11 protein-coding genes are annotated in these 11785 nt (G+C 74.3%); 7 read left to right on the top strand and 4 right to left on the bottom strand.

Features of this window, described 5'->3' with window-relative positions; genetic code table 11:
* Positions 1–67: 67 nt before the first annotated feature.
* Together HNR61_RS38240 and HNR61_RS38235 are read right to left on the bottom strand one after the other, a co-directional pair.
* Positions 68–922, bottom strand: a complete 855-nt coding sequence (locus tag HNR61_RS38240) for a maleylpyruvate isomerase N-terminal domain-containing protein (protein WP_182848034.1) — start codon at positions 920–922, stop codon at positions 68–70.
* A 176-nt stretch (positions 923–1098) separates the two neighbouring features.
* Positions 1099–2055: an NAD-dependent epimerase/dehydratase family protein gene (locus tag HNR61_RS38235; protein ID WP_182848033.1), complete on the bottom strand. Its 957-nt coding sequence runs from the start codon at positions 2053–2055 to the stop codon at positions 1099–1101.
* Positions 2056–2099: 44 nt separating this feature from the next.
* Between HNR61_RS38235 and HNR61_RS38230 the strand changes: the two genes are divergently transcribed.
* The 4 genes from HNR61_RS38230 to HNR61_RS38215 all read left to right on the top strand — a co-directional run bounded on the left by HNR61_RS38230 (position 2100) and on the right by HNR61_RS38215 (position 6481).
* Positions 2100–2702: a TetR/AcrR family transcriptional regulator gene (locus tag HNR61_RS38230; RefSeq protein ID WP_182848032.1), complete on the top strand. Its 603-nt coding sequence runs from the start codon at positions 2100–2102 to the stop codon at positions 2700–2702.
* Between the two features lie 434 nt (positions 2703–3136).
* Entirely contained in the window at positions 3137–4585 is a 1449-nt protein-coding gene (argG, locus tag HNR61_RS38225) for an argininosuccinate synthase (RefSeq protein ID WP_182848031.1), read from the top strand.
* A 104-nt stretch (positions 4586–4689) separates the two neighbouring features.
* On the top strand, positions 4690–5247 hold the full coding sequence (locus HNR61_RS38220; protein WP_182848030.1) for a helix-turn-helix domain-containing protein: 558 nt from the start codon (positions 4690–4692) through the stop codon (positions 5245–5247).
* Between the two features lie 73 nt (positions 5248–5320).
* On the top strand, positions 5321–6481 hold the full coding sequence (locus HNR61_RS38215; protein ID WP_182848029.1) for a pyridoxal phosphate-dependent aminotransferase: 1161 nt from the start codon (positions 5321–5323) through the stop codon (positions 6479–6481).
* A gap of 2 nt (positions 6482–6483) precedes the next feature.
* Here the strand turns inward: HNR61_RS38215 and HNR61_RS38210 are convergent, their stop codons facing one another.
* Positions 6484–7071, bottom strand: a complete 588-nt coding sequence (locus HNR61_RS38210) for a helix-turn-helix domain-containing protein (RefSeq protein ID WP_182848028.1) — start codon at positions 7069–7071, stop codon at positions 6484–6486.
* Between the two features lie 97 nt (positions 7072–7168).
* Between HNR61_RS38210 and HNR61_RS38205 the strand changes: the two genes are divergently transcribed.
* Entirely contained in the window at positions 7169–7783 is a 615-nt protein-coding gene (locus tag HNR61_RS38205) for a class I SAM-dependent methyltransferase (RefSeq protein ID WP_182848027.1), read from the top strand.
* On the opposite strand, the gene HNR61_RS38200 is transcribed toward HNR61_RS38205, so the two are convergent.
* Positions 7770–9377: an IucA/IucC family protein gene (locus HNR61_RS38200; RefSeq protein ID WP_220510305.1), complete on the bottom strand. Its 1608-nt coding sequence runs from the start codon at positions 9375–9377 to the stop codon at positions 7770–7772. The genes HNR61_RS38205 and HNR61_RS38200 overlap by 14 nt on opposite strands.
* 72 nt (positions 9378–9449) lie before the next feature.
* On the opposite strand from HNR61_RS38200, the gene HNR61_RS38195 reads away from it, so the two are divergent.
* Both HNR61_RS38195 and HNR61_RS38190 read left to right on the top strand, forming a co-directional pair.
* Entirely contained in the window at positions 9450–11045 is a 1596-nt protein-coding gene (locus tag HNR61_RS38195; protein WP_220510304.1) for an IucA/IucC family protein, read from the top strand.
* A complete protein-coding gene (locus tag HNR61_RS38190) occupies positions 11042–11764 on the top strand; it encodes a phytanoyl-CoA dioxygenase family protein (RefSeq protein ID WP_182848024.1) in 723 nt (240 codons plus the stop codon). The genes HNR61_RS38195 and HNR61_RS38190 overlap by 4 nt, the downstream gene beginning before the upstream one ends.
* The last annotated feature ends 21 nt before the right edge of the window (positions 11765–11785 follow it).

Genomic DNA, 11785 nt, shown 5'->3' with positions numbered 1-11785 from the left:
ACTTCACCGGATCCACTTTTCTTACCACATGGTAAGTAACGGGGTGCGATGCGCGGGGCCCCGCCGTTCAGGACGGCAGGCGCACGATGCGGAGGAAGCCGGGCAGCTTCCACGGGCGCGGGCCCCGTATGACGACCTTCCCGGTCAGGACGGCGCGGGCCTTGCTCACGCGGCCGAACAGCATCAGGTTGAGGACGGTCGGGTCGAAGGACAGGCGGACGTCCGGCTCGCCGCCGGGACGTTCGACCGTGGCGAACCCGTCGGTCAGCGCCATGGTGACGGGCGTGGTGTGCTCCGAGCGGAACTCGACGGCCACCCGGCCCCTGGGCGGCGGGCCGTGGCCGTCGAGCAGCCTCCCGTAGCCGTAGTCGGTCACGCCGACCAGGAACTGCTCGAAGAACGGCGCGGCCTCGCGGGGCGGGACCCGCCAAGGGAGGCGGGCGGCGTTCGCGATGTCGCGGCCGTGCACCTGGAACTCGTTGAGCAGGTGCGCCAGCACCCCCGCGAGCGGCACCCGGGATCCGCCTAGCCAGGACACCGGCGCCGTGGGGTCGGCGCCCTCGGTGACGCGCAGGATGTGGTCCACGTCGTGCCGTGTCGCGCGGGCCAGCTCGCGGGGGGCCCGGTCGGGGAGGCGTTCGAGAAGGACCTCGTTGAACTCGTCCACGGTGTCGACGACGGTCCGCTCCAGCAGGTCGTCGAAGCCGGTGAACGGACCGGGGGCGTGGCCGGGGTCGACCAGGCCGGAGCACGTCCGCGCCAGGGTCGCGACATGGGCGGCGGTGTCGGTCACCGACCAGTCGGCCGTGGCCCGGCGGCGCGTCGCGGCGGCCTGGACCGCCAGGGCGGTGAACCGCGCCGAGCGTGTCCGCAGGTACTCACGTGTCTCCGCCCAGTTGTCGGCGGTGATGTGCACGACCATCGGCTCTTCCCCGGAATCTCGGTCACCCTGCCGTGGGCGAGCCGCGTTCCAGGACGCGTTCGCCATGAACGGAAGATAACGGCAGCACGCCTCGGCGAAGAGGCGGCCGTCCCGATCGGGCAATCTCGAAGAAGCGCCGCCCGCCGCCCGGGGCGGCGGGCGGCGGGCCGTCCGGCTCAGCGCGCGGTGCCGAGGGTCTTCAGACCGTCGGCGAAGGTGACCGCCGGGACGTAACCGAGCTCGGTCCGGGCCCGGGTGATGTCGTAGCGGCGCGGCAGCGCCAGGAACTCCACCTCGAACCGGGTGACCGGGGGGCGGCCGGGCAGCGGCAGCGTCCGCCACAGCCGCTCCCCCGCGCCCGCCGCCGCGTAGGCCAGGCGGCCGGGGAGCGAACGGGTGGGGAGCGCGGTGTCGAAGGCGCCGAGGATGCCGCCGAGCAGGTCCCGGACCGGCATGGGCTCGCCGTTGGTGATGAAGTAGGTCCCGCCGGGGGCGCCCTCGGTGAGGGCCGCGACGGTCGCGGCGGCGACGTTGTCGACGTGGACGTGCTCCACGACCGCCCGGCCCTTGTCGACCAGCGGCAGCCTCCCGGCCCGGGCGCGGGCGACGAACCCGGCGACGTGCGCCGATCCCGGGCCCCAGATGAAGGCCGGGCGCAGCGTGATGGTCTCGATCCCGCCCGCGTGGGCGCGCACGGCGCGTTCGGCCAGCAGCTTGGCCGCGCCGTAGCGGGAGCTCGGCCGGTCCGCCGCCGGGTGGCCCTCGTCGATGTCCAGCAGCGGCCGCCCCTCCTGGAGCACCGACTCGCTGCTCATGTGGACGAAACGCCGCACCCCGTGCCGCTTCGCGGCCTCGATCAGGTCGCGGGTGCCCCCGACGTTGACGCGCGAGAGCCCGTCCCCGCGTTCCCAGGTGGAGACGACCGCCGCCAGGTGGACGACCACGTCGCAACCGGCCAGGTCCGCCTCCCACGCCGCCACGTCCGCCAGCCCGCCACGGGTCACCTCGACACCCCGCGGAGCGCGGGAGGGGTCCCGCACCAGCGCCCGTACCCGGTGCCCCTCGGCCAGCAGCCCGTCGACGACACGCCCGCCCAGGAACCCGGTGGCCCCGGTGACGAAGACCTTCATCATTCTCCCCCCATTAAGTGGAACGGTCATCATAGTATTGTGGGGCCATGGCCCGACCGCGTTCCGACTCCCGCCAGCGCCTGATCAGGGCCGCCCGGGAGCTGCTGCAACGCCAGGGCTACCAGGCCACCGGCATGAGCGAGATCGTGGCCGCCAGCGGCGCCCCGCGCGGCTCGATCTACTTCCTGTTCCCCGGTGGCAAGGAGGAGCTGGCGGTCGCCGCGATCACCGAGGCCGCCGCCGAGTACACCGGGCTCATCGCCGCCTCCGTCGAGGAGTCGCCCGACGTCGAGACGTTCTGCGGCCTGATGGTCGAGCACCTGGCGGGCGGGCTGGTCGAGACGGGCTACCTGAACGGCTGCCCGGTCAGCACCGTCACCCTGGACTCGGTACCGGCCTCGGCGGCGCTGACCGAGGCGTGCCGGGCGGCCTACCGTTCCTGGCAGGAGGCGGCGGCCGAGGCGCTGGTCCACTACGGAACGCCTCCGGCCCGCGCGCCCCGGCTGGCCACCGTGATGCTGGCGGCCGTGGAGGGCGCGATGATCCTGGCCCGCGCCGAGAGCTCGGCCCGCCCGCTCCAGGACGTCCACGAGGAACTGATCTCCCTGGTCGTCGCCGCCACCCGCCCCGAGGCGGACACCGCCCGCTGATCCGCCCCAGAGCCGCATGCCACGGCGGTGATGCCCCATCGAGCGAACGGCGTGATCGTCACCGGTGACGGCCAGGAAACGTCCAGCGAGGACGACGGCGACGGCGCGGGCAGGCGACACCTTCCAGCCTTGATCTTGCGATCGCCGCAGGTGGCGGCCGACGTTCCCCACGTTCGCCCGCCGAGGCCGGACGACGCCGCTCATCCGGCCGGGGTAACGGCCGTCCGGGCGGGCGCGGCGCCGCTTGGCGATCCGCCCGATCAGCCCGTCTCCGACCTCGTCCCGTCGGCCGGGTGGAGCGGCCCGAACCCCTTTGCCATGGGCCCTGAGCGCATGTCACGCCGCCTGCCGGAGCCGTGTGCCCCCGCATGCGGAACACACCGTCTTCAAGAACGGCGTTGCATGTTCATTCATTAGTGTGCATACTCTTACTCATGTCCAAGGTGCTCTCCTCCCTCCCTGTCGGCGAACGCGTCGGCATTGCCTTCTCCGGCGGTCTCGACACCTCGGTCGCGGTCGCGTGGATGCGCGAGAAGGGCGCCGTGCCGTGCGCCTACACCGCCGACCTCGGCCAGTACGACGAGCCCGACATCGCCTCCGTGCCCGGGCGCGCCACCGAGTACGGCGCCGAGGTCGCCCGCCTGGTCGACTGCCGGGCGGCCCTGGTGGAGGAGGGTCTCGCGGCCCTGGCCTGCGGGGCGTTCCACATCCGGTCCGGCGGCCGGGCCTACTTCAACACCACCCCGCTCGGGCGGGCGGTGACCGGCACCCTGCTGGTGCGGGCGATGCTGGAGGACGACGTCCAGATCTGGGGCGACGGGTCCACCTTCAAGGGCAACGACATCGAGCGGTTCTACCGGTACGGCCTGCTCGCCAACCCCTCGCTGCGCATCTACAAGCCGTGGCTGGACGCCGAGTTCGTCAACGAGCTCGGCGGCCGTACGGAGATGTCGGAGTGGCTGCTGGCCCGCGACCTCCCCTACCGGGCCAGCACCGAGAAGGCCTACTCCACCGACGCGAACATCTGGGGCGCGACCCACGAGGCCAAGTCCCTGGAGCACCTCGACACCGGCATCGAGATCGTCGAGCCGATCATGGGGGTGCGGTTCTGGGACCAGAACGTCGAAATCCCCACCGAGGACGTCACGATCGGCTTCGAGCGGGGCCGGCCGGTGACGATCAACGGCAAGGAGTTCCCCACCGCCGTCGACCTGGTGCTGGAGGCCAACGCCATCGGCGGCCGCCACGGGCTCGGCATGTCCGACCAGATCGAGAACCGGATCATCGAGGCCAAGAGCCGGGGGATCTACGAGGCGCCGGGCATGGCGCTGCTGCACGCGGCCTACGAGCGGCTGGTCAACGCCGTCCACAACGAGGACACCCTCGCCACCTACCACGCCGAGGGGCGGCGGCTCGGCCGGCTCATGTACGAGGGCCGCTGGCTGGACCCGCAGGCGCTGATGCTGCGCGAGTCGCTCCAGCGCTGGGTCGGGGCCGCGATCACCGGCGAGGTGACCCTGCGGCTGCGGCGCGGCGAGGACTACTCCCTCCTGGACACCTCCGGGCCCGCGCTCAGCTACCACCCGGACAAGCTGTCGATGGAGCGGACCGAGGACTCGGCGTTCGGCCCGGTCGACCGGATCGGCCAGCTCACCATGCGCAACCTCGACATCGCCGACTCCCGCGCCAAGCTGGAGCAGTACGTCGGGCTCGGCATGGTCGGCGGGGCCGACGCGTCGCCGGTCGGCGCCGCGCAGGCCGCCGCGACCGGGCTGATCGGCGCGATGCCCGAGGGCGGCGCCGAGGCGATCGCCTCGCGCGGGGTGGCCCCCTCCGAGGAGGAGCTGCTCGACAGCGCCGCGATGGAGACCGGCACGGACTGACCTTCGACCGCGAGAGCGACCCATGGGCCGGCCGCCCGTGGGTCGCTCTCGCGTCGCGCGGGATACTGGCCGGCGACCCACCCGACCGGTATGTGGAGACCACTGTGCTGGCACAACAGGATCTGGCGCGGACCGTCGGCGACAACGTGCGCCGGCTGCGGACCGCCGCCAAGATCTCCCTGGCCGACCTCGCCGAGGCCGCGGGCATGAGCAAGACGACGCTGCACGGCATCGAGCAGGGCGCGGGCAATCCGACGCTGAGCACGCTGTGGGCGCTGGCGACGGCGCTGCGGGCCACGCTCGGGGACCTGCTGGATCCGCCCGCGTCGGCCACGCGGGTCGTGCGGGGCGACGACGAGGTGCCGCGCGTGGAGGGGGACGCGGTCACCGCGCGCCTGCTGCACCGGGTCAGGCTGCGCGGCACGGTCGAGGTCTACGACATCGAGGTGGCCGAGCGCCGCCAGCGCTCGGACCCCCATCTGCCCGGCGTCATGGAATGCCTCGTGGTCACCGAGGGCGGCGTCACGGCCGGTCCCGCCGAGGAGCCGGTCGAGCTGGGCGAGGGCGACTCGCTGCTGATGCGGGCGGAGTTCCCGCACGTGTACGAGGGGGGCGGCCGCCGGAACCGCGCCGTCCTGCTCATGCTGCACCCGGAGTCCTGACGCCTTGTCCCGGCATCGACGTACCACTATGGTGTGACGCACGTTCCAGTAAAGCGAACACCTTGGAGGGCGGATGCCGGTCTCACGGTTGCGGGACATCCCGGGGATCGGCGTCGACGTCGTCGGCGAGGCGGCCGACGCCCTGGCCGATCCGGACGTGCTGCGCCTGGAGAACCTGGACACCGACCTGTCTCCCCCGGCCGTCGCCCTGGAGGCGACGCGGGCCGCCGTCGGCGACGACGCGGCCAACAGCTACCTGCCCTTCCACGGGCACCGTCCGCTGCGGGAGGCGGCGGCGGAGCACGTCGGCCGCGTCGCCGGGCGGCTCTACGACCCGGAGACCGAGTGCGTCGGCGTCGCCGGAGGGCTCAACGGCGTCCTCAACACCCTCCTCGCCACCGTCGAGCCGGGGCAGGAGGTCGTGTTGTGCGACCCCGTCTACGCGGGCCTGGTCAACCGCGTGCGGCTGGCGGGAGGCGTTCCCCGCTTCGTGCCCGCCCGCCCCACCGCGGAGGGCTGGACCGTCGACCCCGAACGCCTGGCCGCCGCCGTCGGGCCCGCCACCGCCGCCGTGCTGGTGATGGGCCCGGCCATGCCGACCGGGCTGGTGCTGGACGACGGCCACTGGGCGGCGCTGGCCGAGGCGTGCGACCGCCACGACGCCTGGCTGATCTACGACGCCGCCATGGAACGCCTCCGCTTCGACGGCCGCTCCCCCGCCCACCCGGCGCGGCACGACGCGCTGGCCGGGCGCGTCATCACCGTCGGGTCGGCGTCCAAGGAGCTGCGGATGATCGGCTGGCGGGTCGGCTGGGTCGTCGGCCCCGCCCCGATCCTGGCCGACGTCCGCCTGGTCGGCCTCACCAACGTCGTCTGCCAGGTCGGCCTGGCCCAGGACGCGGTGGCGGCGGCGCTGCGGGCCCCGGACGCCGACCGCGACGTCGCCACCGCGACCGCCGAGTGGCAGCGGCGCTGCGAGACGGTCCTGCGGCAGCTGCGGGACTACCCGGTCGTCCGCCCGCACGGCGGCTGGTCGCTGCTGGTGGACGCCGCCGCGCTCGGGCTCACCCCCGCCGCGCTGTCGGAACGGCTGCTGCGGCGCGGCAAGGTGGCCGCCACCCCCATGGACGGCTGGGGCCCGTCCGGGGAACGCTACCTGCGGCTGGTGTTCGCCAACGAGGGCACCGACCGGCTGGCCGACCTCGCCGGGCGTTTCCGCCTCGCGGTCGGGTGACGTCAGCGTGCGGGCCGGTAGCGGGCCCGCACGTGGAAGCGCTCGCCCTGCGGGCCGAGGATGCTCAGGTACTCGACCGGCTCCGGACCCGCGCTGCCGAACCAGTGGGGCAGATGGGTGTCGAACTCGACCACCTCGCCTGCCTTCAGAACGAGGTCCTGGTCGCCGAGGATCAGCCGCAGCCGCCCGTTGAGGACGTACAGCCAGTGGTAGCCCTCGTGTGAGCGCAGGTCCGGCTCGGCGGGCGCCTCCCGCGCGGGCAGGATGTGCTTGAACGCCTGCAACCCGCCCGGCTTGCGGGTCAGCGGGATCACGGTCATGCCCCACCGTTCGATCGGCCGCGGGTAGACGCGGGGGTCGCCGCTGGGCGGGGCGTTGACCAGCTCGTCGAGCGGCACCTGGTACGCCTTCGCCAGCGGCAGCAGCAGCTCCAGGTTGGGCCTGCGCAGGCCGGACTCCAGCCGCGACAGGGTGCTGACCGAGATCCCGGTGCCCTCCGACAGCTCGGACAGGGTCATCTCGCTGCGCCGGCGCAGCTCGCGCAGGCGCGGGCCGACCGCGTCGAGCACGGCGTCGAACTCCTCCGTCATCCGTCAATTGCAGGTTCGGCAAAGAACTTTGTCAAACTGGCACGCGGTGGGCGATCGTGGCCGTCGGCAACGCCTTTCCCCTGCGAGGAGGACGATGATGACGGACGCGACGTTCTGGGACGAGCGCTACGGCAGCCGCGAACAGCTGTTCAGCGGCCTGCCCAACGGGGTCCTCGTCGCCGAGGTGGCCGACCTGCCGCCGGGGCAGGCGCTCGACGTGGGGTGCGGCGAGGGCGGCGACGCGTTCTGGCTGGCCGGGCGCGGCTGGCGGGTCACCGCGATCGACATCTCCCGCGTGGCGCTCGAACGCGCCGTCGCCAAGGCCGGGAGCGACTTCCCCAACGTGGCGTGGGCCCGCGCCGACCTGACCGCGACTCCCCCGCCCGCCGGGTCGTTCGACCTGGTGTCGATCCAGTACTTCCCCCTGCCGCGCCGGGCCGGGCACGCCGCGCCGCGCGCCCTGCTGTCCGCCGTCGCGCCCGGCGGCACCCTCCTGGTCGTCGCCCACGACCGCACCGAGATACCGGACGGCGAGCACGGCTTCCACGCCGACGACTACTACGAGCCCGCCGACTACGCCGCGCTGCTCGACGACACCTGGACCGTTTTGGTCGACGAGACCCGTCCCCGGGCCGTTCCCCCGCCGCCGGGCACCCACCACACCCGCGACGTCGTCCTGCGGGCGCGGCGGGCCCCGGTCACCGCCCGCTGACCGCGGCGGGGAGACTCAGCGGGTTGGGGTGGTCGATGTAGGTGGCGGCCGAGCCGTGGGACCGGGTCCAGCGCAGCAGCATGTTCGTCTTCCCGGGGACGCACGGGCTGGTGAGCAGGTCGTGGAGCTCGCGCGCGGTGCCGTGGTCGTGGCCGTAGGCCAGGAACGCGGCCCGCGCCTCGGCCCACACGTCGGCGGCGAGCGCGGGGTGGCGTTCGACGACGGCGCCCGCGATCTCGTTCAGGTGGTTGACGACCAGGCAGTACTGCAGGCGCCGCCAGCCGGGGGCGGTCTCCACGCCCCGGTCCCCCGCGTGCGGCCCGTCGATCGCGCGCAGGAGCGCGGCGTGGCGGGAGGCCAGCAGCCGGACGCCCTCCTGGTCGCGGAAGAACGCCTGGACGGGCATGCCGCCGCCGTCGACACCGACCAGGACGTTCTGCATGTGGCACTCCAGCACCACCCCGTGCCGGAAGAACGCGTGCAGCGCGGGCGGGACGACGACCTCCAGGTAACGCCGCCACCACCGCAGCGCCGCGTCGGCGTCCAGCCCGTCCAGCGGGTTCCCCGGGAACCCCTCGCTGATCCCGGCCGCCAGCAGCGGCGTCACCCCCGGCCGCGCGTGGGCGCGCACCCCGTCGCGGAGCAGGACGGCCAGCCCCTCGTACACGTCGGTGTCCCCGACGTCGACCGTGCGGTACCCGCGGTCGACCAGGAACGCCGCGCCGGGGAACACCGCGCCCACCTCCGCGAACACCTCCCCCAGCAGCCCGGCGAGCGGGGAGGTCCAGCGCAGGTCGTACCGCCACATGCGCCGGATGTCGTTGGTGATCCGCACGTCGAGGCTGAACTTGAGGAACACGTCGGCCGCCGGGTCGTACACCGTGCGCACCGACGAGGTCGGCCACACCGGCCGGTGCCGGGCCGCGACCCAGCGCAGCACGCCGGCGCCGAACAGGCCGCGCAACCGCTCCTCCAGCAGGCCGAGCTGCCAGGGGTGCGCGACCAGCGGCCGGTATCCGTCGGGCACGGCGGCCGCCGCCCCGTCCAGGCCCGTGACCGTCCCCTCCTCCGCCACGGCGTCGGCGCGGACCGCCAGCAGCCGGAGCGGGAAGCACGTGTGCGCCTCGGGCGTGTACGGCAGCCACTGCTCCGCCGCGGCGCCGCCCCGCCCCTTGGGGGCCGGGTGGTACCGGTGCCCCGCGACGAGCGCCTGCTCCGAGCGCCGGTAGGGCTCCTCCGGCAGCGGCGCCTCCGCCCGCGCCCGCAGCATCGCGCCGAGCGCCGCCCGGCTCTGGGCGATCTCGGCGACGAACCCCTCCGGGGCCGCCCCCGTGTGCAGGGTCAGCTCCCGGCACACCAGGGTGACGAGCTCCCGCCAGTCGAGCGGCCGCCAGCGGTCGCCGACGCGCCGTTCGGGATCCGACATCCACCGTCCCCGGCGCGCGCGCAGCACCGTCCCGGTACGGGGAAGTCCGATCGTCACATGGGTGTCGCCGACCGTCACCCGCCCCTCCACGGCGGAGGCCTCGCGTCCGAGGCAGTTGAGGATGGCTGTGCCGGTGATGGTGTCGGCGTGCTGCTCCAGTGGGTTCACCGCTTCCGGGCTCCTTGACGGCAGGTCGTACGTTGTCGCAATCATGTCCTGTGACCCACCGGGAGCGCGTTGTTGAGGCCCTTTGAGACCGAGTTCGCCGCGGACCTGCGCCCGGACCTGGCCGACGCCTACCGGGCGGCCCTCCCGGGGGCGCGCGCGGGCGTGCTCGCCCGGCTGTGGCGCGGGCTGTGCGTCGATCCGCTGCCCAGGGTCGCCGGCCGCCGCCGGGTCGGGGCGGAGACCGTCCTGACGCTGACCGACGGCCGCCGCCTGGCCGGGCCGTCCGGGGACTGGCGCTTCCCCGAGCCGACCGCGGACCGGCCGGTCACCTTGGACGGCCGCCGTCACGAGCACCCCGCCGAGCTGCTGTCGGCGCTGGCGTGGCCCGAGGCCGAGCGCCTGCGGGCCGAGATCGACCACAGCGTGGCCGGGCTCGCCCTGGCCCGCGCCAACGCCGTCGGCCCCGCGGCGCCGTTCCCCCGTCGAACCCCGGTCGAACACGAACAGAGCGTGGTGGACGGCCATCCCCTCCACCCGTGCTGCCGAAACCGCACCGGCTTCCTCGCCACCGACCATCTGGCCCACGGCCCCGAGCACGGCCCGGTCGTCGGGCTCGACCTGCTCGCGGTGCCGCCGGACGCGTGCCTGGCGCGCGGCTCCTGGCCCGCCGAGCTGCGTGAGGGCGACGCCCTCCTGCTCCCGCTCCACCCCTGGCAGTCACGCCACGTCCTGCCCCGCCTCGGTCTGGCACCCCACCGGCCGGGGGCCCTGCCCGCGCATCCGCTGATGGCCCTGCGGACGTTCGCCCTGGACGGCCGGCCGTGGCAGGTCAAGACCGCGCTGAGCACCCGGCTCACCTCGTCGGTGCGGGACATCTCGGCGGGCTCGACGCGGTCCGGCGTCGCGGTGTCGGACTTCCTGCGGAACGCGGTGGACCGCCTCGACGGCCCGCTGCGGCTGCAGACCACCCGCGCCACCGCCGCCGTGCTGGTCGGCGGCGAGCCGAGCCCCGACCTGGCCGCCGTGATCCGCGACGTCCCGGAGGCGCGCCCGGGCGAGACCGTCCTGCCGGTCGCCGCCCTGACCGCGCGGCCCCGCGACGGCGGATGCCCGCCGCTGTGCGCGCTGGCGGGCGACGACCCGGCCGCGTGGCTGGCGGGTTTCGCCGCGCTGGCGGTTCCCCCGCTGGTCACCCTGCTGGCGTGGGGCGTCGCGCTGGAGGCGCACGAACAGAACCTCCTGCTGGTCCTCGACGGTGACCGTCCCGCGCGCCTGGTCTACCGCGACCTGGCCGACGTCCGCGTCCACCCCGAACGCCTGGACGCCGCCGGGCTCGCCGGACACGACCTCCCCGAACGCCTCCGTACCGACACCCGCGGCCTGCACGCCAAGCTGTTCGGGTCGTTCGTCGCCACGACACTGGCCGGGCTGGTCACGACCCTGGCCGCGCACGCACCGGCCGAACGGCTGTGGAACGCGATCGGATCCCGGATCCGCCACGCCTACGACGCCCTTCCCGGCACGCCCTTCGCGCGCGCCGACCGGCGGGCGCTGCTCACCGCCCCGATCCCCGCCAAGCCCCTCACCCTGATGCGGCTGGACCCGGCGACCCCCGCGCGGGCCCACCGGCCGAACCCCTTCACCCCCAGAGAGGAGTGGGGCGGATGACGAGACATCCGTTCGAGCTCACCGGACCGGATCCCGGCGCCGTGACGGAGGCACTGGCCGAACACGGCATCGCGCTCCTCCCGCGCTACCTCGACGACGCCGGGGAGCTGTCCGCCGCCGCGCACGAGGCCCGCGAGGCGCTCCGTGCGCACCCCGGCCACGCCCAGGCGCTGAGCGGCTATCCCGACGGGAACGGCATCCGGGTGGAACGCGCCCGCGCCGCCGCCGACCACCCCGCCCTGGCCTCCGTGTTCGAACGACCGTGGATGCGGCGGGTGGCCGAGCTGTTCTTCGGTGGCGAGCCGTACGTCTTCAACCACGACCTCATGATCGTCATGGACGTGGTGGGCACCGAGCACCTCGCCCACCGGGTCCACTACGACCGCATGCCGCAGCTGAAGTTCTTCCTCTACCTGACCGACACCACCACCGACAACGGCGCGTTCCACTGCCTGCCCGGCTCCCACCACCACGCCAAGGAGCTCCAGCGCGGCAACCGGCGGCGGCTCGTGCTGCCGGCCTCGGCCGAGACCCGCCTGGAGACCCCGGAGTTCACGACCGGCCAGGTCCCCGTCGAGGGCCCGGCGGGCACCCTGCTGGTCATCGACAGCGACCTCGCCCACCGGGGCTCCCCCATCCGCCGGGGGCACCGGCTGACCACCCGGAGCCGCAGCTACCACCCCGCGTACCTGAGCCGCTGGGCCACCGGGCCCACCTGACGCGCGACGCCGGAACCGCTC

It is taken from the genome of Actinomadura kijaniata, from assembly GCF_014138665.1.
In the GTDB taxonomy this organism is placed as follows: Bacteria; Actinomycetota; Actinomycetes; order Streptosporangiales; family Streptosporangiaceae; genus Spirillospora; species Spirillospora kijaniata.
This window is presented reverse-complemented; position numbering and strand designations above follow the sequence as displayed.

Coding starts and splice junctions, on each gene's coding strand:
- HNR61_RS38210 (WP_182848028.1), bottom strand. CDS start 7,071: ATGACGGAGGAGTTCGACGCCGTGCTCGACGCGGTCGGCCCGCGCCTG.
- HNR61_RS38215 (WP_182848029.1), top strand. CDS start 5,321: ATGCCGGTCTCACGGTTGCGGGACATCCCGGGGATCGGCGTCGACGTC.
- HNR61_RS38235 (WP_182848033.1), bottom strand. CDS start 2,055: ATGATGAAGGTCTTCGTCACCGGGGCCACCGGGTTCCTGGGCGGGCGT.
- HNR61_RS38230 (WP_182848032.1), top strand. CDS start 2,100: ATGGCCCGACCGCGTTCCGACTCCCGCCAGCGCCTGATCAGGGCCGCC.
- argG (WP_182848031.1), top strand. CDS start 3,137: ATGTCCAAGGTGCTCTCCTCCCTCCCTGTCGGCGAACGCGTCGGCATT.
- HNR61_RS38240 (WP_182848034.1), bottom strand. CDS start 922: ATGGTCGTGCACATCACCGCCGACAACTGGGCGGAGACACGTGAGTAC.
- HNR61_RS38190 (WP_182848024.1), top strand. CDS start 11,042: ATGACGAGACATCCGTTCGAGCTCACCGGACCGGATCCCGGCGCCGTG.
- HNR61_RS38205 (WP_182848027.1), top strand. CDS start 7,169: ATGACGGACGCGACGTTCTGGGACGAGCGCTACGGCAGCCGCGAACAG.